Source organism: Streptomyces odontomachi (assembly GCF_024435355.1).
GTDB lineage: Bacteria > Actinomycetota > Actinomycetes > Streptomycetales > Streptomycetaceae > Streptomyces > Streptomyces odontomachi.
Map to the genome: position 1 here is coordinate 61516 of NZ_JAMJWG010000005.1, position 19718 is coordinate 81233.

The window sequence follows — 19718 nt, forward strand, 5'->3', positions numbered from 1 at the left end:
ATGATTGCACAATCAAATACTGGCCGGATTTGATTCCGGCCTTGCAGTGGCCCGGCGACCGGGCTGCTTCGACGCCAAGCGGCCCCGTTGCGCAGTGCGGTGGTGCGCAGAGAGTGGAAGGGGGCCTGATGAACCCCCAACTTAGGGTGGGACCGTCAGTGCAAGGGATGGGGGAACGATGTATTCATCGGACAGCGCGCTCGTGCTCGGCCCGGGCGGGGCCGTCGGTACCGCCTGGATGGCCGGGCTCGCCCACGGTCTGCGCGGCCTGGGATTCGACCTGGGGGCCGCGGATCTCATCGTCGGTACTTCGGCCGGCGCGATCGTGGGCGCCGCGCTGGCCACCGGCCAGGACCTCGCGCGGTTCACCGACCCCGCCCGCGGCGACGGTCCCCGGTCGCCGCAGCCCGATCCACAGCGCATGGGTGAGGTCTTCGCGGTCCTCGACGCCGGCCTGCCACCGGAGGAGGCGCGCCGGCGGGTCGGGCGGATCGCCCTCGACGCGGCCGATCCGGAGGCCGAGCGGGTCCTGGTCGCGGCGCGGCACCGGCTCGTCGGCGCGGACACCTGGCCGGCCGGGTGCCGCCTGCTCATCCCCGCCGTGGCGGCGGGAAGCGGCGAGCCGGTGGTCTGGGACCGCGACAGCGGTGTCTCGCTGGCGGCTGCCGTCGCGGCCTCCAGCGCGTTCCCGGGTGCGGCGCCGCCCGTCTCGATCGGTGGGCGCCACTACATCGACGGCGCGCTGCGGGCGGGCGCCAACACGGACCTCGCGGCCGGTGCGCGTACGGTCGTCGTCGTGGAACCCATGGCGCGTCAGGCCCCCGAGCAGGACGCGTCGGCCGCGCTGGGCGCGGAGACGGTGGTGTCGCTGTTCCCGGACGAGGCGTCGGCGGCGGCGCTCGGCACGGACCCGTTGGATGCGTCGGCGTGGGTGCCCGCGTTCCAGGCGGGGCGGCTGCAAGCCGCTGCCGCGCGGGAGCTGCTGGCCGGAGCCGGGGCGCCGGCCTGACGTCACGCCTGGGGCTCCGCCGGCTGGTCGGCCAGCCGGCCAGGCCGAGTTTCGATGCCCAGCCGGCGTCACGTCACGCCGGACGCCTCAGCTCGCCGAGCCCATCTCGTCCGCCATGGCCTGGTCCTCAAGCTCCTCGCGCTCCCGCCGCGGTCCCGCGTGCGCCGCGGCGTCCGCCGCCTGGGCCTTTTCGGCGTCGGCGAGCAGCGAGTGGCCGGTGGCCAGGACCAGGATGCCGGCGGCGACGGAGGCCGCGCCGACGTAGAACGGCAGGTGGACGCCGGACGACTCGGCCATCTTGCCCGCGAAGTACGGGGCGAGGCCGCCGCCGATGAAGCGGATGAAGCCGTACGAGGCGGACGCGACGGGGCGTTCCACCGGCGCGACCGTCATCACGGCCTGCGTGGTGATCGTGTTGTTGATGCCGATGAACGCGCCCGCGACGATCACCGCCACGATCAGCGTCGTCCTGTGGTCGGTCCAGATCGCGATGGCCAGGATGTCCAGCGCGAAGAGGAACAGGTTCAGGTAGAGCGCCTTCGCGATGCCCAGCCGGGCCTGGAGCCAGGGTGCGCCCCACACGGAGAAGATCGCCACGAGGACGCCCCAGCCGGTGAAGACGTAGCCGAGCTGGTGGGTGCCCAGGTTCATCGGGAACGGGGCGTAGCCGAGGACGGTGAAGAAGCCCCAGTTGTAGAGGAGCGCCGTCAGGCCCATGGTGAGCAGGCCGCGGTGGCGCAGGGCCTTCAGCGGGTCGAGGATCGAGGACTTGCGCTCCGGTTTCGGCGTGGGCTCCACCAGGACGATGGTGGCGATCAACGCGATGGCCATCAGCGCGGAGACGCCGAAGAACGGGCCGCGCCAGCTGATGCCGCCCAGCTCGCCGCCGAGCAGCGGGCCGACGGCGATGCCGATGCCGAGGGCGGTCTCGTACAGGATGATCGCCCCGGCGAAACCGCCGCTCGCCGAGCCGACGATGACGGCGAGCGAGGTGGCGATGAACAGGGCGTTCCCCAGGCCCCAGCCGGCGCGGAAGCCGACGATGCCGCCGATGCCGCCGGACGCGCCCGCGGCGGCGCTGAACAGGACGATCAGTACGAGCCCGGCGACCAGGGTCTTCTTGGCGCCTATCCGGCTGGAGACGAAGCCGGTGACCAGCATCGCCACCGCGGTGACCACCAGGTAGCTGGTGAACAGCAGCGTCACCTGGCTCGGTGAGGCATGCAGGCTGCTGGAGAGGGCCGGCAGGATCGGGTCGACCAGGCCGATGCCCATGAAGGAGATCACGCAGGCGAAGGCGACGGCCCAGACGGCCTTGGGCTGCCGGAACGGGGAGGCCGGGGGGCCGCCGGAGCCGGGGGTGTGCTGCGAGTGCGGAGTCAAGCGTGGTCCTCCCGTCGGCGCGGTTATTCAGTTGTATTACACACCTATATAGGTGTAGGGGGAAGGCATGTGGGCGAATCTATGCGGTCGCACTGCCGTGCCGGCTGGTCGATGCCGGAGGTCGGGTGCGCCGAAAAGGGGCGCGGGGAACTGCGCGATCGGCCACGACGCGACCCTGCGGGTCGTCTCCGGCCCGGAGGGGCTGTTTCTGTCGTGTCCGGACCTCCCCCACTCTCGGCTTCGCTCGAGCGGGAGGTACCCCCATGCCGGTGGTGGGCTGGTCGCGCAGTTCCCCGCGCCCCTTAGAGGCGCCTTCGGCGCCCCCTGCGGCGGAGCCGTATATCGACACAGGCCCGCGCCCCTTGGGCGCGACGCGCTACCAGCGTGACGTCTCGCCGAAGAAGTCGTCCACCGTGACGAGATCCCCCGCGGCGCGTGCCTGCTCGTACACGTACGTGCCGACCGCGAGGTCGAGCACGCCGAGGCCGAACGGGGAGAAGATCACCGGGCGGTCCCGGCCGACCGTGGCGGTGCCGCGGATGACCTGGGCGAGGGTGCCGGTGATGAAGTCCCGGTTGCCGTACTTCTGCTCGGCCAGGTGCGGCGAGGTGTTCGCCTTCAGGCAGTGGTCGACGTCGTCCAGGACGTTGTACGCGTCGTGGATGATTTCCGGGCCGATGTCGCGCAGCGAGATGTTCAGGACCACCTGGCCCGGCGCGAACGCATCGGCGTCCAGCACGTACGGCTCACCTGCGGTGGTGGCGAAGACCACCACGTCGGCGCCGGCCACGGCGGTCGCCAGGTCCGCGACCGGGTCGGCGGGGTAGCCGAGGGTCTCGCGGGTGTACGAGGCGAGGGCCGTGCCGTACTCGGCGATCTGGTCGTACACCGCCACCCGGCCCACCGACCACTTCTGGGCGACGAAGAACTCCAGGATGTTGCGGGCGATGATGCCGCCGCCGATCACCGCGATGCGGTCCGCGCTGCGGCCACCGGTGAGCTGTTCGGCGGCGAGTACCGCGGAGGCCGCCGTGCGGGCCGCGCTGACCTGCGATGCTTCGAGGACGGCGAACGGGTAGCCGGTCGCGTAGTCGTTGAGGATCAGGGCGGCGGACGCGCGCGGGATGCCCTGGTCGATGTTGCCGGGGAAGGAGCTGATCCACTTGATGCCGGCCACGTCGTGCCCCGCGCCGCCGAGGTAGGCGGGCAGCGCGATGATGCGGCTGTCCGGCTTCTCGGGGAAGCGCAGGAAGTAGCTGTCGGGGTTGATGGTCCTGCCCGCGTCGTGCGCCAGGTAGGTCTCCCTGACCTGCTCGACGATGGCCGGCCGCGAGCGGCCGATGATGTCCCGGGCCGCCCGGCCGCCGACCACGCTGAACTCGAACACGGTCTTCCTTTCGCTCTGTTTATTAGGGTTTTTGCTGTTCTGGTTTGATTGAGTCGTCTGGTGTCACGGGCCGTGCCCCGGCAGCCGGTGGAGCCCGGCTGCCGGGGCACGGGTGCGGTCAGGAGCGGGCCGGCCGCGCCGGCTGGAACCGCGGCGGGCGCGGGCCCTGCGGGTACGGCGGCTGCGGCTGCGGCTGCGCGGACGGCGCCGGGGTGCCCTCGGCGTACGGGGCGGGCGTGCCGTCCGCGTACGGTGCCGTGCTGCCGCCGGCGTACGACCCCGGGGCGTGCTGGGCGTGCGGTGCCGGGGCGCCCTGCGCGTACGGCGTCCGGGTGGCCTGCGCCTGGGCCTGGTAGGCCCAACCCTGCACGTCCTCCGGCGTCTGCGGCGGCACCGGGGCCCGGACGACCAGGGTGTCCTCGCGGGGCAGCACGGCGACCGGCTCGAAGGCGCCGGCGTCCACCGGCGGATCCCCCGCGCCGGTGCCGCTCGGGCCGTCGAAGCCGTCCGAACCGTCCGAGCCGGGCACCCCGCCGCGCGGCTTGGCGCCGATCCAGTTCGCCCGGCCGAGCAGCAGCATCACCGACGGCAGCAGCACCGCGCGGACGATCGTGGCGTCCAGGAACACGGCGACCGCCAGGCCGACGCCGAGCTGCTTGAAGTCCTGCATGCCCAGCGTGCCGAAGACCGCGAAGACGGCGACCATGATCAGGCCGGCGCTGGTGACCACCGCCGCGGTGGAGCGGATGCCGTGTGCGACGGCCTCCCGCGTGGTGGCGCCGCGGTCGTGGGCCTCGCGGATCCGGGAGACCACGAACACGTGGTAGTCCATGGACAGGCCGAACAGGACCACGAAGACGAACAGGGGCATCCAGGACTCGATCGCCCCGGTCTTCTCGGTGCCCACCAGCGACGCGCCCCAGCCGTGCTGGAACACCGCCGCCATCACGCCGTAGGCCGCGCCCACCGAGAGCAGGTTGAGCACGATCGTGGTCAGGGCGATGACGGGCGAGCGGAAGAAGAACAGCATCAGCAGGAAGGTGACGCCCAGCACGAAGGCGAAGACCGGCACGATGCTGCTGTGCAACTGGTCGTTGTAGTCGACCGAGAAGGCCAGGTCGCCGCGGACCAGCGCGGTGGTGCCGTCGACCTTGTCGAACGTCGCGGGGATCAGGTCCTCACGGAGTTCGGTGAGCGCCTTCTTGGACTTCGCGTCGGTGCCGTTGCCGACCAGCGGCACGCTGATCTCGGCGATGTTCTGCTTGGCGTGCACGGTCACCCGGACCGGGCCGCCGGCCTGGCCGGACGCGGCCGTCTTCGCCTGGAAGTCCGCGATGGCCTTCTTGACGGCCGGCGCGTTGATGTCGTCGGCCTTGACGACCACGTCGGCGGGGCCGGGGGCGCCCGGGAACTCCTTGCCGATCTGCTGGGAGACGGTCACCAGCGGATTGTCGCTCGGCAGCAGCTTGTCGGTGCTGAGCTTCTCCGTCTTGATGCCGAGCGCCGGGGCGGCCAGCGCCAGCAGCACGACGGCGGCCAGCAGACCGAAGACGCCGGGGTGGCCGACGACTCCGCGCAGCAGGGCGTTGTCCTTGCGGCGGACACCGGAGGCCGCTTCCTCGGCGGCGCGTGCGGCCTGCTTGGCGCGGTGCTTGGCCAGGAACGGGATGCGGCCCTTCTCCATGCGGTCGCCGAGCCAGGCCATCATCGCCGGCAGTACCGTCATCGAGCCGACCACGGCGATCAGGACCACCTCGATGGTGGCGATGGCGAAGCCCTCGAAGACGGTGAGACCGGACAGGAACATGCCGGCCATGGCGACCACCACGGTCAGACCGGAGATCAGCACCGAGTGTCCTGACGTCGCGGCGGCGATCCGCAGCGCGGCGGCGTTGTCCCGTCCCGCGGCCCGCTCCTCGCGGGCGCGGCGCAGGTAGAACAGGCAGTAGTCGACGCCGACCGCGAGACCCATCAGGAACATCACGGAGTTGGTCATGCCGTCGACCGGCACCAGATGGCTGGTCAGCGCGAGCAGGCCCATGGCGGCCAGGCAGGCGGTGACGGCGAGCAGCAGCGGCAGCACCGCGGCCACGAACGCGCCGAACACGACCAGCAGGATCGCCAGCGACACCGGCAGCGCGGTGTACTCGGCGCGCGCGAAGTCGGTGCCGAGGCTGTCGTTGATGGCCTTGACGCCGGTGGCCTCGCCGTACTGGCCGAGGGTGACGTCCTGGTGGGCGTCGTCGGTCCTGGTGACCGCGTCGATGACGGGCTGCACCCGGTCGGGGGCGGTCTCCGGGTCGCCCTTGATCTCGTACTGGATCAGGGCGGAGTGGTGGTCCTTGGAGTAGAGCTTGTTGGTGGCCGGGTCCTGCATGTGCTGCGCCAGGTGCGTGGCCTGGACGGCGTGCAGGGTGTCCGTGACGGCCTTGCGGAAGGCCGGGTCGTCGGTGGTGAGCTTGTCGCTGTGGACGAGGATCAGTTCAGGTGCCGGCTCGGTGAGCCCGGCGTCCTGGAGGATGCGTTCGGCGCGGCCCGAGTCACCGGTGCCGTAGTCGGCTTCGGTGAGGTTGACCTGGCCTGACGCCATGCCGAACACCATGACGAGGACGGCCAGCACCAGCCAGCCGAAAACGGCTGTCTTGCGGTGCCCGGCGCTCCACTCGCCCAGTTTGGCTGCGAAGTTACGGCGGCTTGCCATAAAGGTTCTCTCCAGCGCTCATCGGTTCTCCGGAGGTTTCTGTCGAGAAAGCTAGAACGCGGCTTCCGCTCTTTGGGGGCGGCGGGCGTGCAGCATGCTGCGGTTGCAGAGTTCTGCCACCCCGAAACGGACACATCGGACACCGGACGGGGAATTCCGCTGCTAGGTTCCACTGACTACGAAGCCCTGCCCTTAAGCCTTGAGGCCCTTCCAGGGGGAACCAGATGGAATTCGCTATACACGCGGAAGGACTGAGAAAACGGTACGGAGATCACGACGCCCTCGCCGGCGTGGATCTTCACGTGCCGCCCGGCACCGTGCTGGGACTCCTCGGTCCGAACGGCGCCGGAAAGACCACCACCGTGCGCACGCTGGCCACCTTGGTGGCGCCCGACGCCGGGCACGCCCGTGTCGCCGGGTTCGACGTCGTCTCCCAGCCGCGCGAGGTGCGCCGCAGGATCGGCCTGGCGGGCCAGTACGCCGCCGTGGACGAGCTGCTGACGGGGCGCGAGAACCTGGTCCTGCTGGGCCGGCTGCTCGGCCTCGCCCGTCGCCCGGCACGGCGCAGGGCCGCGGAGCTGATCGCCGCCTTCGGCCTGGAGTACGCCGCCGACCGGACCGCCAAGACCTACTCGGGCGGTATGCGCCGGCGTCTTGACCTGGCCGCCTGCCTGATCGCCCGGCCGCACGTGCTCTTCCTCGACGAGCCGACCACCGGGCTCGACCCGTCCAGCCGGCTGCTGCTGTGGCAACTGGTGCGCGAACAGGTCGCCCAGGGCGTCACGGTGCTGCTGACCACGCAGTACCTGGAGGAGGCCGACGCGCTCGCTGACCGCATCACCGTCTTCGGCAAGGGGCAGGTCATCGCCGAGGGCACCGCCGACGAGCTGAAGCGCAAGGTCGGCGACGAGCGCCTCGAGGTCTCCGTCGCCCGGCCCGACGCGCTCCAGCCGGCGCTCGCCGCGCTGAGCCGGGTGGCCGCTGCGCCGCCCAGCGTCGACGAGTCCGCCCGCCGGATCTGCGTCCAACTCGCCGACGGCCTCGGCGCCGTGGCCACCGCCGCCATGGAGCTGGAGCTGGCCCAGATCCCCGTCGAGGACTTCGCCCTGGTGCGCCCGTCGCTCGACGACGTCTTCCTCCAGCTCACCGGCGAGACCGCCACGGGCCCCACCGGAGGGGACGGACCCGCGGGACCGACCGCACCCGCGGCATCCACCACACCCGCTGCACCCATGCAAGGAGCGGTGTCATGAGCGACGTCCTCGCACTGACCGGCCGGCACGTCACACATCTGCGCCGGACCCCCGAGAAGATCATCTCGGTGACGCTCACGCCCGTGGCGATGGTGGTGATCCTGGGCTACTTCTTCGCCCCGATCATCGAACTGCCGGGCGACGGGAAGTACGTCGACTACGTGATGTCCGGCGTCTTCGCGCAGGTCGGGCTCGCCTGCGTGGGTGTCACCGCGCTCGGGGTCGCGTCCGATCTGCGGGGTGGCCTGATCGACCGGTTCCGGTCGCTGCCCATCGCGCGCTCCTCGGTGCTGCTCGCGCACACCGCGGCGGACCTGGCCACCGGCGCGGTGGCGATGGTGGCGGTGGCCGGGGTGGGCCTCGGGATCGGCTGGCGCATCCACGGCTCGCCGCTCGACGCGCTGATCGCCTTCGCGCTGCTGTTCGCGTTCACGTACACGATGCTCTGGCTGGGCGTGCTGCTCGGCCTGGTGATGCGCAACCTGGAGGCCATCAACGGGGTCTGCGCGCTGTTGATGGTGGTCTTCTCGTTCCTGTCCAACTCGTTCATGCCGCTGGGCAAGCTGCCCGGCTGGCTGCGTGCCGTCGCCGAGTGGAACCCGGTCAGTTCGGTGGCCGAGGCCGGCCGCCAGCTGTGGGACGACGGTCCGCACACCACCGGGGGCAGCCTGCCGGTGCAGCATCCGCTGCCGGCCGCCTGCCTCATCCTCGCGGCGCTGCTCGCGATCGTGGTCCCGCTGGCGCTGCGCGCCTTCCGCAATGCGGCGGCACGGTGATGTCGCCGGGCGCCGCCCGTCACCGCCGGCCGGCGCCCACCGTGGCGCCGGCATCCGGTCGGGCCGGCGAGTTCGGCCGGGAGTTCGGTCGGGAGTCTGGCCGGGAGTCCGGTCGGGACGGGGCGTGCGGTCAGGTCTGCGCGCCGGCGCCCGCGCGGTTCCTGGCGCCCTGCAACCAGCCCTGCTCGCCGGCGATCACGCCGGCCTGGAAGCGGCTGCGGGCGCCGAGACGCTCCATCAGCTCGGCCGTGATGCGACGCGAGGTGCGCACCGAGATGCCGAGCTTACGGGCCACCGCCTCGTCGGTGTTGCCCTGCGCCAGCAGGCTCAGCACCGCCCGCGCCTGACTGGTCAGACCGGTCGCCGGGTCCACGCCGGGGGCCGTGCCGTGCGGCGTGGCCTGCTGCCAGACGTGCTCGAACAGCGCGTACAGGGCATCCACCAGGCCGCGACCGTGCAACACCACGGCCCCGGCGGCGGAGTCCTCCGGGTTGAGCGGGACCATGGCGGTCTGCCGGTCGAAGATGATCATGCGCATCGGCAGGGTCGCCGTGGTGCGGATGCGGGCGCCGATGCTCACCAGCCAGTCCAGGTGCTCGGCCGTCGCCGCGTCGCTGCGGGCGCTGTGCAGGTAGAGGGTGCGCATGTGGACGCCCCGCTCGATCAGCTCCTTGTCCAGCGGGCGGGCCGCCGAGCGGTTGTCGTCGGTCTGCGGGCCGCCGGGTGCGAAGCCGACCAGATCGCTGCGGCAGTCGTAGGTGAGCTCCTTCAGCCGCATCCGGATCTCGTCGAGGCCGGTCAGCCGCTCGATGTCGACGCCGCGGTGCACGTGGGACCACTCGTTGTAGGCGCTGATCAGCTCGTTGACCGCGCGGCGGCCGTTCGCGATCTCCTCGGCACGACGGGCCAGCTGCGCCTCTTCCTGGGTGAGCAGCGACGACAGGCCCACGCTCGGGTTGACCAGCATCATGCCGCGGCCGCTGGTGTCACCGCCCTGCACCAGGGCGAGCTGGGCCAGGGCGTCCATGGCGGTCCGAGTCCGCTCGACCGACCAGCCGAGGCTTTCGGCCAGCTCGACCACGCCCTTGCCGGGTTGCTGAAGCATCGCCCGGTACATCTCTTCGCCGTCCGCATTGAGGCCGAGTATCCCCAGCACGTCGTCCCCCTTCACCAAGCGTCGCCCTAAGGCGCGCTCCCCCTGTGCCCTGATGGGCGCTCCTCGTCGCAGGTGTCCTGATCGCCGGGGAAGCGTACGGCTGTAAGGGGTGTGTGAAGCAGTGGTGTTGGCCTGACTGTGCTCAACCTGTCCCACCCGGCACCGTTTCATGAGGAACCTCATGCACATTGTTTCCTTGCGCCTCTTGCGCGGCACCACCGTGATCGACTATAGGCAGCTGCGCCGCGCGGTGTACCGAGCGGCCGGCCCCGGCGACGGACTTGAACACGTCTACGTCCAGGACGACTTCGAGGGCGCCGATGTGGTGCTCTTCGTGTGCGCCGCGAACGGCCGCAGGGCCGCGGCCCTCGCCGAGCGCATCGTGCACCGGTCGCTCGCCGACGACGAGCTGCTGGGGTGGCAGGTCGCGGCCTGAGGCCCGCCGTAGCCCCCTCGCGCGCGTGTCCGCCTCGTGCGCACGCGCGCGTCTTCCTCGGAAGAGTCAACGTTTCCTGCGGTGCCTGCGTCTTCATCAATTACGCCTTGGCACAACCCTGTCGTTGCAGGACCCTGTCAAAAGACTGCCGTGACTTCGAATATCGGCTCGCATAAGAATGAATGCGCCCGACGGAACTCCTGAGTTATCAGGGGACCAGAGGAACTGTAACAGAACCGAATCCCCCGTTCCGTTCTGATTCTACCGAGCTGAAATGGGAGTTTCACCATGAGCGTCACCGGCGGCACCGCAATGAATGCAATAAATGTCACCGCTCTGTCACAGTCACGCAGCACCGTTGTTTCCGTTGCCGCGCATGCCACGCAATTCTTCGCCGCGGCGTTCTCCCCGGCGGCCGTCGTGGCGGGCGGCACGCGTGGGACCGGCCGCTCCGGGCCGGCGTCCTCGGCCCCCGCACTGCTCGAACCCGGCTGGCAGTGAGCGGCGCAGGCCGCACGGACAGCGGATCAGTGGATTGCGATTACGGACAGCGGACCTAAGGACCACGATCGTGCCCATCATCAGCGCTCCCCAGGACTTCCACGAGGACGAGCTCTTCGTCGACCTGCGCGAGCTGTACGGCTGGCCCCTGTACCTCAAGTGCGAGGGCTTCAACTTCGCGGGCTCCGTGAAGATGAAGGCGGCCGGCTCCATGATCGACGCGGCCGAACGGGCCGGCGTCCTGGACCGTGACTCGATCCTGGTGGAGTCCTCGTCCGGCAACCTGGGCCTGGCGCTGAGCATGATCTGCGCGGCCCGGGGCTACCGGTTCGTCTGCGTCGTGGACTCCCGGACCAACCTGACCACCCGGCAGGCCATCGAGTCGCTGGGCGGCGAGGTCCACCTCATCACCGAGGCCAGCGGGCCCGGCGGATTCCTCGGCGCCCGGCTCGAGCACGTACGCCGCCTGGTGGCCGCCGACCCGCGGCACGTCTGGCTCAACCAGCACGCCAACGCGGACAACTGGAAGGCCCACTACCGCACCACGGCGCCCGCCATCCACCGCCAGTTCCCCGGCCTGCGGGTGCTGTTCGTCGGCGCGGGCACCACCGGCACCCTGATGGGCTGCGCCCGGTACTTCAAGAACGTGGTCGGCTCCCGGGTCACCGTCGTCGGCGTGGACAGCGTCGGCTCGGTCACCTTCGGCGGCCGGCCAGGGCCCCGGATGATCCCGGGCCTGGGCGCCGGCGTCCGCCCGCCGATCTTCGACCCGCGGTTCGTGGACGACGTGGTCAGCGTGCACGAGGCGGACACCGTCCGCACCTGCCACCGGCTGGCCCGCAGCGGCTTCCTGTTCGGCGGCTCCACCGGAACCGTCGTCACCGGGGCGCTGCGCTGGCTGGACCGGCACCACCCCGGCGAGGACGTCCCCGCCGTGGCGATCTCGCCCGACCTCGGTGACCGCTACCTCGACACCATCTACCGGACCGCCTGGGTCCAGGACATCTACGGCCTCGACGAGTGCGCCGCCGCCAGGTCGGCCGGCGCGGACGCCGTCACCCCGGGAGTCAACTGACCATGAGTGAGTCACGTACCCACCACCCCTCGCCCGCCACCGCCCCGGACGGCGGCCCGGCGACCGGCCCCGGTGCCTGCCTGCCGCTGTCCGGAGCGCAGCGGGAGATGTGGTACGCCCAGCAGCGCGACCCGGGCAACCCGGTCTTCACGATGGCCGACCACCTCGACCTGACCGGCCCGCTCGACGTGGACCGTTTCGCGCGTGCCTGGTGGCGGCTGCTGACGGAGACCGAGGCGCTGCGCGCGGTCTTCACCGAGCGCGACGGCGAGCCCGTGCAGACCATCGTGGACCTGGGGGAGCGGGACTTCCCCGTCAAGGACCTCACCGGCGAGCGCGACCCGGACGCGGTGTCCCGGCGGCTGATGGCGGCCGACCTGGCGCGCCCCTCGTCGCTCGGCGCCGACGCGGTCCGCCACGAGCTGCACGTCCTCGGCACCGACCGGCACCGCTTCTACATCTGCGCCAACCACGCCCTGCTGGACGGCTACAGCCGCGGCCCGTTCCTGACCCGGTTCACGGAGCTGTACGCGGAAGCGGAGGACGGCGCGGAGAGCGCGGGTGCCGGGGCCACCGAAGCCCCCGGCACCGTCGGCACCCCCTTCGCGCCGCTCGCCGACCTCGCCGCCGACGAGCAGGCGTACCTCTCCTCCGAGCGGTACGCGCGCGACGCGGCCTTCTGGCGCGGGCGGTTCGACGGGGTGCCCGAGCCGACCCGGCTCTCCCAGCGGCACCCGGGGCACGCCCGGCACAGCCTGCGGCATACGCGGGCGCTGCCCACCACCGTCGTCGAGGGGCTCGGCCGGCTCGCCTGGCAGCACCGGGTCACGTTGCCGACCGTGCTGATCGCCGCCACCGGCTCCTGCCTCGCACGGCTCACCAGCAACAGCCGCATCCTGCTCACCCTGCCGGTCACCGCACGCTCCGGCGCGGTGGCCCGCGCGGTGCCCGGCATGCGCGCCAACTTCCTGCCGCTGCCGCTCGACCTGCCGCCCCGGCTGACCCGCGCCGAGCTGCTGGCGCACGCCGCGGCCGAGATCCGCAGCACCGTGCGCCACCAGGGCTACCGCGCCGGCGAACTCAGCCGTGACCTGGGCCTGACGGGCGACGCCGGCACCTCCTTCGGGCCGACCGTGAACGTCCTCCAGGCCGACGCCGACCTGGCGTTCGGCGCCACCACGGCGCGGCTGCACAACCTGTCGACAGGGCCGGTGCCGGACATCCAGATCCTCTACCTGGACGCCCCGGACGGCAGCTGGACGCTGCGTCTCGACGCCGACCCGACCCGGTACACCGAGGACGAGCTGGCCGCGCACGCCGACCGGCTCGCCGGCTACCTGGCCGCCTTCGCGCTCGCCCCGGACGACACCGCGCTCGGCACGCTCGACGTCACGCTGCCCGACGAGAAGCGCCGCGAGCTCACCGACGTCAACGCCACCGTGCGGATCGGCGACTTCGCCGACGTGCCGGCCCGGGTGCGGCAGCTGGCCGCCCGCGCCCCGCAGGCGGTCGCCGTCGACGACGGCAGCACCTCGCTCAGCTACCAGGCGCTGGTGGGCCGCGCCGACGCGCTGGCCCGCCGGCTGGTCTCATGCGGCTCCGCGTCGGCGCAGACGCGGAGGTCGGCGCAGGCGGGCGTGCGCACCGGCTCGCTGGTCGCGGTCGCGGCCGACCCGGGCGTGCCGTTCGTCACCGCCGTGCTGGGCGTGCTCACCGCGGGCGCCGCCTGGGTGCCGCTGGACGTGCGCGCCCCCGAGGCGCGCTGCGCCGCGCTGCTCGCCGACAGCGGTGCCGAGGTGCTGCTGTACGGTCCCGGCCAGCGTGAGTACGCCGAGCGGCTGGTCCAGGCCGCCGTCGCAGCGCACGGCGACGGCCCGCGTCTGCTGCCCATCGAGGACGTCTCGGCCGCCGCAACCGCCACCGGCGCCTTCGCGCCGGTCCGCACGTCCGGCGACGACCTGGCGTACGTGATCTTCACCTCGGGCTCCACGGGCAAGCCGAAGGGTGCCATGGTGCACCGCGCCGGCATGGCCAACCACCTGCACGCCAAGATCGACGACCTGGGCCTGACGGTCACCGACACCATCGTCCACAACGCCCCGGTCACGTTCGACATCTCCGTCTGGCAGATGCTCTCCGCGCTGGTCACCGGCGGCTGCACACGGGTCGTCACGCACGAGGTCGCGGCCGACCCGAAGGCACTGTTCGCGCTGGTGGACGCCGAGTCGATCACCATCCTCGAAGTGGTGCCGTCGCTGCTGCGGGTGGCCCTGGACGACTGGGACGCCGGCTCGCAGCTGCCGTCGCTGGCCACCCTGCGCCGCCTCGTCGTCACCGGCGAGGCGCTGCCGCCCGACCTGTGCCGCCGCTGGCTCGCCTACTTCCCCGGCATCCCGCTGGTCAACGCGTACGGCCCGACCGAGTGCTCCGACGACGTCACGCACGCCGTCATCGACACCGGAACCGATGTGGGCGGAGCCCGCGCCCCGATCGGCAGCGCCATCCGCAACACCCGGCTCTACGTGCTCGGCGACGGCCTGCGCCCGGTGCCCGCCGGGGTCCCGGGCGAGCTGTACGTGGGCGGGGTCGGTGTCGGCCGCGGCTATCTGCGCGAGGCGCGGCGCACCGCGCTGGCGTTCCTCGCCGACCCGTACGCGCCGCAGCCGGGCGCCCGGATGTACCGCACCGGCGACCGGGTGCGCCGGCTGCCGGACGGGCAGCTGGAGTTCCTGGAGCGGGTCGACCACCAGGTCAAGATCCGCGGGCACCGTATCGAGCTGGGCGAGGTGGAGGCCGCGCTGCGCGCCGTCGACGGCGTCACCGACGCGGCGGTCGCCGTCGCCCCGGACAGCGCCGGCACCAGCCGGCTCGCCGGCTACCTGGCCGGGGACGTGGACCCCGCCGAGGTGAAGGCACGCCTCGCAGCGGTGCTGCCGGACTACATGGTGCCCAGCGCCTTCGTGCTGCTGGAGCGGCTGCCGCTCACCCCGAACGGCAAGGTGGACCGCAAGGCGCTGCCCGCGCCCGAGTTCGGCGCCGCACGGCAGGAGGGCGCTGCGCCCACCACGCCCCTCCAGGAGGCGCTGTGCGCGGTCTTCGCCGAGGTGCTGGGCGTCGAACGGGTCGGTGTCCACGACGACTTCTTCGACCTGGGCGGCCACTCGCTGCTCGCGACCCGCGCGGTCGGCCGGATCCGGGTCGGGCTCGGCGTCGAGGTGCCGGTGCGCACCCTGTTCGACAGACCGACGGTGGCGCAGCTCGCCACCGAGCTGGGCGACGGGGCGACCGACGGGCAGGGCGCCGGGCCGGGCGGGCAGGCCGACGTACGACCCCCGCTGACGGCGCGTGAGCGGCCCGAGCAGCTGCCGCTGTCGTTCGCGCAGCAGCGGCTGTGGTTCCTGCGCCATCTGGACGGCGAGGCCGCCACGTACCACCTGCCGCGCGCGATCCGGCTCACCGGCCGGCTGGACGCCGCCGCCCTCCAGGACGCCTTGGAGGACGTGCTGGCCCGCCATGAGTCGTTGCGCACCGTCTTCCCCGAGGAGGCCGGCACCGCGCTCCAGCTGGTGCTCGCGCCCGAGCAGGCCAGGGTGCCGCTACCGGTGACGGACTGCCGGGGCACCGACCCGCGTGACCTGGACGCGCTGCTCGCCGAGCACGCCGCCCGTCCCTTCGACCTGACGCGGGAAGTGCCGCTGCGGGCCGAGCTGTTCGCGCTCGGTGCCGACGAGCACGTCCTGCTCGTGGTGCTGCACCACATCGCCGGAGACGGCTGGTCCGTGCTGCCGCTCGCACAGGACCTGCGCGCCGCGTACGCGGCGCGGGTGCGCGGTGCGGCGCCCGACCTTCCGCCGCTCGCGGTGCAGTACGCCGACTACGCGCTCTGGCAGCGCGAGCTGCTGGGCGACGCGTCCGACCCGGACTCGCTGGCCGGCCGGCAGCTCGCGTACTGGAAGGAGACGCTCAACGGGCTGCCCGACGGCCTGGAGCTGCCGTGCGACTTCGCGCGGCCCGCGGTGCCCAGCTACCGGGGCGGCCAGGTGCCGTTCGAGCTGGGTCCGCGGGCGCACGAGGCGGCGGTGCGGCTGGCGCGGGCGAGCGGCGCGAGCGTGTTCATGGTGGTGCAGTCGGCGCTCGCGGTGCTGCTGCGCACGCTGGGCGCGGGCGACGACATCCCGCTCGGCTCCCCGGTCGCCGGCCGTACCGACGCCGCCCTCGAGCACCAGATCGGCTTCTTCGTGAACACGCTGGTGTTGCGTACCGACGTCTCCGGCGACCCCACCTTCCGCGACCTGCTGGCCCGCACCCGGGCCGCCGACCTGGGGGCCTACGCGCACCAGGACGTGCCGTTCGAGTGGCTGGTGGACGCGCTGCGGCCGAACCGGTCGCTGGCCCGGCAGCCGTTGTTCCAGGTGATGCTGGCGTTCCAGAACAACGCGGACGCACGCATCGAGCTGCCGGGACTCGGCACCGAGGTGTCCACCGTCGCCACCGGCACCGCCCGCTTCGACCTGGCCTTCGAGATCGCCGAGCGGCACGACGACGGCGGCTCCGCCGCCGGGCTCACCGGCATCCTGGAGTACGCATCCGACCTGTACACCGAAGCCTCGGCCGCCCGGATCAGCGAGCGCCTGGCGCATCTGCTGCTCCGGCTCACCGCCGAGCCCGACCTCCCGCTCAGCCGGATCGACGCGCTGCTGCCCGGCGAGGGCGAGCGGCTGCTGGCGGAGTTCAGCGGCGGAAGCGTGCCGGGCGCCGAGCCTGCGACCGTGCCGGCGCTGTTCGCGGCACGTGCCGCCGCCGTGCCCGGTGCGCCCGCGCTGCTGTACCAGGGCCGTGAGGTGGCTTACGGGGACCTGCTCGCGCGCGTGAACCGGTTCGCCCGCCACCTGGCCGACCGCGGCGTCGGTCCCGGCTCCGTGGTGGCCCTGATGGTGCCCCGTTCGCCCGAGATGGTGACCGCGGCCCTCGGCGTGCTCACCGCGGGCGCCGTGTACCTGCCCGTCGACCCGGCCTACCCGGACGACCGCATCGCGTACATGATCGAGAACGCCCGTCCGGCCGTCGTCGTCACCACCACGGCGATCCGGCACCGGGTGCCCGCGGGCGCCCCCGTGCTCGTCCTCGACGACCCGGCGACCGTCGCGCAGATCGCCGCGCATGACCTCACCGCGCCGACCGTGCCGCTCACGCCCGCGAGCCCGGCGTACCTCATCTACACCTCCGGTTCGACGGGCCGCCCCAAGGGCGTGCTGGTCGGGCACCGTTCGGTGGCGGCGCTGGTCGCCGAGGGGCGCAGGTTCGGGGTGCGGCAGGGCACCCGGGTGCTCCAGTTCGCCGCGCTCAGCTTCGACGCCGCGGCCTGGGAGCTGTGCACCACGCTGACCGTCGGCGGCACGCTCGTGCTGCCCGACGACATCGAGCGCACCCCGGGCGAGCCGCTCGCCGACTTCGTCACCCGGGCCCGGATCGACGTGATGTGCCTGCCGCCCGCGGTGCTGACCGCCTGGCCCGAGGACCGCGGCATGCCCGCCGGGGTCACCGTGATCACCGCCGGTGAGGCCTGCCCGCCGGAGCTGGTGCGCCGCTGGGCCGCCGCCACCCGGATGCTGAACGCCTACGGGCCCACCGAGACCACCGTCTGCGCCACCGTCAGCGAGCCCCTGACCGGGGGCAAGCCACCGATCGGCCGCCCGCTCGCGGGCACCGCCGTGTACGTGCTCTCTCCCGCGCTGACGCCGGTTCCGGTGGGCGTCACCGGGGAGCTGTACGTGGGCGGCGCCGGTCTCGCGCTGGGGTACCTGGGGCGCCCGGGGCTGACCGCGACGCGGTTCACCGCCGACCCGTTCGGTGCGCCGGGGGCGCGTATGTACCGCACCGGTGACCTGGTGCGGTGGCTGCCCGACGGCCGTCTCGAGTACGTCGGACGGGCCGACGACCAGGTGAAGATCCGCGGGTTCCGGGTGGAGCCCGGCGAGATCGAGACGGCGCTGCTGGGCCACCCGGGCGTGGCACGCGCGGTCGTCGTGGTCCGCGAGGACCGCCCCGGCGACAAGCGGCTCACCGGGTACGTCGTGCCGGCCGGCGACGCGCCGTCCGTCCAGGAGCTGAAGTCGCACGTCGCGGCCTCGCTGCCGGACTACATGGTGCCCGCGGCGATCGTCACGCTGGAGGAGCTGCCGCTCACCGGCAACGGCAAGGTGGACCGCAAGGCGCTGCCCGCGCCGCAGGCCGCCCCGGTCGACGAGGCCACCGCGGGACCCGGGCCGCGCACCGCCCAGGAAGAGGCGCTGTGCGGGGTGTTCGCGCAGGTGCTGGGCCTCACGAAGGTGGGCGCGCAGAGCGACTTCTTCGACCTCGGCGGTGACTCGATCAGCTCCATCCAGCTGGTCAGCCGGGCCCGCACCGCCGGCCTGGTGATCACCGCGCAGGACGTCTTCACGCACCGCACCCCGGCGGCCCTGGCGAGCGCCGCACGGCCCGCCGGGACCGGCGCGAACGCGCCCCGGGTGCGTGGTACCGACGACGGCGTGGGCACCTTCCGGCCGACCCCGATCATGCACTGGCTGCGCGACCTGGGCGGCCCGATGCACGGCTTCCACCAGGCCGTCGTGGTGCGCACCCCGGCCGACGCCACCCGGCCGCTGCTGGCCGAGGCGCTGCAAACGGTGATCGACCACCACGACGCGCTGCGCATGATCCTGGACGTCTCCCCCGAGGACGGCGGTTGGACGCTGCGGGTGCGCGAGCGCGGCACGGTGCAGGCCCGCTGGCTGCTCGACCTGCACAGCACCGCCGGCCTTCCGGACGACGCCGTGGCGGCGCTGGTGCGGCGGCAGGCGACGGCCGCGCAGGCGTCGCTGGCGCCCACCGACGGCGCGATGCTGCGGGCCATCTGGCTGGAGGCCGGGGCCGGCCGCCCCGGACGGCTGGTGCTGACCCTGCACCACCTGGTCGTGGACGGGGTGTCCTGGCGGATCCTGGTGGAGGACCTGGCCGAGGCCTACGCGGCAGCCGCCGCAGGCCGGCCGGCCCGGCTGCGCCCGGTCGGCACCTCGCTGCGGCACTGGGCTGGCCTGCTCGCCGAGGAGGCCGCCGGCGAGGCACGCCGCGCCGAACTGCCGCTGTGGCGCTCGACGCAGGAGCTCGCCGAGAGCGTGCCGGCGATCGGCGCCGCACCGCTCGACCCCACCCGCGACATCACCGCAACCTCCCGCTCCCTGCGCCTGACCCTGGACCGGGCCACCACCCAGGCCGTCCTCACCGAGGTGCCGACCGCGTACCACACCGAGGTCAACGACGTGATGCTGACCGCGCTCGCGCTGGCCGTCGGGGACTGGCGCAGCCGGCGCGGCCAGCGTGTCCGGCAGGATGACGCGCTGCTGGTGGAGCTGGAGGGACACGGCCGCGAGGAGTTCGCCGAGGGCGTGGACCTGTCCCGCACCGTCGGCTGGTTCACCACCGCCTACCCGGTACGGCTCGACCTCGGGCCGATCGACGCCGCCGACGCGTGGGAGGGCGGCCCGGCCGCCGGGCAGGCCCTGAAGCGGGTCAAGGAACAGCTGCGGGCGCTGCCCGACCACGGCCTCGGGCACGGCCTGCTGCGCCATCTGGCGGGCCTGCCCGAACTGGCCGGCCGCCGCCCCGAGCTGGGCTTCAACTACCTGGGCCGGCTGCCGGCACCCACCGAGGAGGACTGGGCGCCCACGCCCGAGTCCGCCGACGTCGCGGCCGGCGCCGACGCCGCGATGCCGCTGCCGCACGCGCTCGGCGTCAACGCGTTCACCGAGGACGGGCCCGCCGGGCCGCGCCTGGTGGCCACCTGGACCTGGGCCGCCGATGTGCTCACCCACACCGACGTGCACGACCTCGCGCAGTCGTGGTTCCGGGCGCTCGGCGCCCTGGTCACGCACGCCCGGCGGCCCGACGCGGGCGGCCACACACCGTCCGACGTGGAGCTGGTGCGGCTCACCCAGGACGAGATCGACGCTTTCGAGAAGGAAATGGACGAATGGGGGGCCGCACTGTGAATACCCGGCTG

11 protein-coding genes are annotated in these 19718 nt (G+C 72.9%); 7 read left to right on the forward strand and 4 right to left on the reverse strand.

All coding sequences use genetic code 11. The features are described from left to right. The first annotated feature begins 178 nt into the window (after positions 1 to 178). Complete coding sequence (locus tag NQO67_RS13155) at positions 179 to 1009, forward strand: patatin-like phospholipase family protein (protein ID WP_255950090.1); 831 nt, start codon at positions 179 to 181, stop codon at positions 1007 to 1009. An 87-nt stretch (positions 1010 to 1096) separates the two neighbouring features. On the opposite strand, the gene NQO67_RS13160 is transcribed toward NQO67_RS13155, so the two are convergent. The 3 genes from NQO67_RS13160 to NQO67_RS13170 form a co-directional block, all read right to left on the reverse strand. After that, on the reverse strand, positions 1097 to 2392 hold the full coding sequence (locus tag NQO67_RS13160) for an MFS transporter (protein WP_255950091.1): 1296 nt from the start codon (positions 2390 to 2392) through the stop codon (positions 1097 to 1099). A 376-nt stretch (positions 2393 to 2768) separates the two neighbouring features. After that, positions 2769 to 3779: a 2,3-diaminopropionate biosynthesis protein SbnB gene (gene sbnB, locus NQO67_RS13165; RefSeq protein ID WP_255950092.1), complete on the reverse strand. Its 1011-nt coding sequence runs from the start codon at positions 3777 to 3779 to the stop codon at positions 2769 to 2771. Between the two features lie 118 nt (positions 3780 to 3897). After that, positions 3898 to 6480 carry an MMPL family transporter gene (locus NQO67_RS13170; RefSeq protein ID WP_255950093.1) on the reverse strand — a complete coding sequence of 861 codons (2583 nt, stop codon included), beginning with the start codon at positions 6478 to 6480 and terminating at the stop codon, positions 3898 to 3900. Positions 6481 to 6704: 224 nt separating this feature from the next. On the opposite strand from NQO67_RS13170, the gene NQO67_RS13175 reads away from it, so the two are divergent. Together NQO67_RS13175 and NQO67_RS13180 are read left to right on the forward strand one after the other, a co-directional pair. Further along, a complete protein-coding gene (locus tag NQO67_RS13175; protein ID WP_255950094.1) occupies positions 6705 to 7733 on the forward strand; it encodes an ATP-binding cassette domain-containing protein in 1029 nt (342 codons plus the stop codon). After that, positions 7730 to 8509, forward strand: coding sequence for an ABC transporter permease (locus tag NQO67_RS13180; protein WP_255950095.1), 780 nt, complete (start codon positions 7730 to 7732; stop codon positions 8507 to 8509). Before NQO67_RS13175 ends, NQO67_RS13180 begins: the two co-directional genes overlap by 4 nt. 130 nt (positions 8510 to 8639) lie before the next feature. Here NQO67_RS13180 and NQO67_RS13185 read toward each other — a convergent pair whose 3' ends face one another. Beyond that, complete coding sequence (locus NQO67_RS13185) at positions 8640 to 9665, reverse strand: LuxR C-terminal-related transcriptional regulator (RefSeq protein WP_255950096.1); 1026 nt, start codon at positions 9663 to 9665, stop codon at positions 8640 to 8642. A gap of 181 nt (positions 9666 to 9846) precedes the next feature. On the opposite strand from NQO67_RS13185, the gene NQO67_RS13190 reads away from it, so the two are divergent. The 4 genes from NQO67_RS13190 to NQO67_RS13205 all read left to right on the forward strand — a co-directional run bounded on the left by NQO67_RS13190 (position 9847) and on the right by NQO67_RS13205 (position 19707). After that, positions 9847 to 10101, forward strand: a complete 255-nt coding sequence (locus NQO67_RS13190; RefSeq protein ID WP_255950097.1) for a hypothetical protein — start codon at positions 9847 to 9849, stop codon at positions 10099 to 10101. Positions 10102 to 10389: 288 nt separating this feature from the next. Continuing rightward, positions 10390 to 10602 carry a hypothetical protein gene (locus NQO67_RS13195; RefSeq protein WP_255950098.1) on the forward strand — a complete coding sequence of 71 codons (213 nt, stop codon included), beginning with the start codon at positions 10390 to 10392 and terminating at the stop codon, positions 10600 to 10602. 70 nt (positions 10603 to 10672) lie between these two features. Then, positions 10673 to 11677 (forward strand): 2,3-diaminopropionate biosynthesis protein SbnA, encoded by a 1005-nt coding sequence (sbnA, locus tag NQO67_RS13200; protein WP_255950099.1) that lies wholly within the window; start codon positions 10673 to 10675, stop codon positions 11675 to 11677. Positions 11678 to 11679: 2 nt separating this feature from the next. Next, a complete protein-coding gene (locus NQO67_RS13205; RefSeq protein WP_255950100.1) occupies positions 11680 to 19707 on the forward strand; it encodes a non-ribosomal peptide synthetase in 8028 nt (2675 codons plus the stop codon). The last annotated feature ends 11 nt before the right edge of the window (positions 19708 to 19718 follow it).

Excerpts from the sequence above, each read along its gene's own strand:
- NQO67_RS13155 (WP_255950090.1), top strand. The coding sequence starts at position 179 with ATGTATTCATCGGACAGCGCGCTCGTGCTCGGCCCGGGCGGGGCCGTC.
- NQO67_RS13175 (WP_255950094.1), top strand. The coding sequence starts at position 6,705 with ATGGAATTCGCTATACACGCGGAAGGACTGAGAAAACGGTACGGAGAT.
- NQO67_RS13195 (WP_255950098.1), top strand. The coding sequence starts at position 10,390 with ATGAGCGTCACCGGCGGCACCGCAATGAATGCAATAAATGTCACCGCT.
- NQO67_RS13190 (WP_255950097.1), top strand. The coding sequence starts at position 9,847 with ATGCACATTGTTTCCTTGCGCCTCTTGCGCGGCACCACCGTGATCGAC.
- NQO67_RS13205 (WP_255950100.1), top strand. The coding sequence starts at position 11,680 with ATGAGTGAGTCACGTACCCACCACCCCTCGCCCGCCACCGCCCCGGAC.
- NQO67_RS13170 (WP_255950093.1), bottom strand. The coding sequence starts at position 6,480 with ATGGCAAGCCGCCGTAACTTCGCAGCCAAACTGGGCGAGTGGAGCGCC.
- NQO67_RS13180 (WP_255950095.1), top strand. The coding sequence starts at position 7,730 with ATGAGCGACGTCCTCGCACTGACCGGCCGGCACGTCACACATCTGCGC.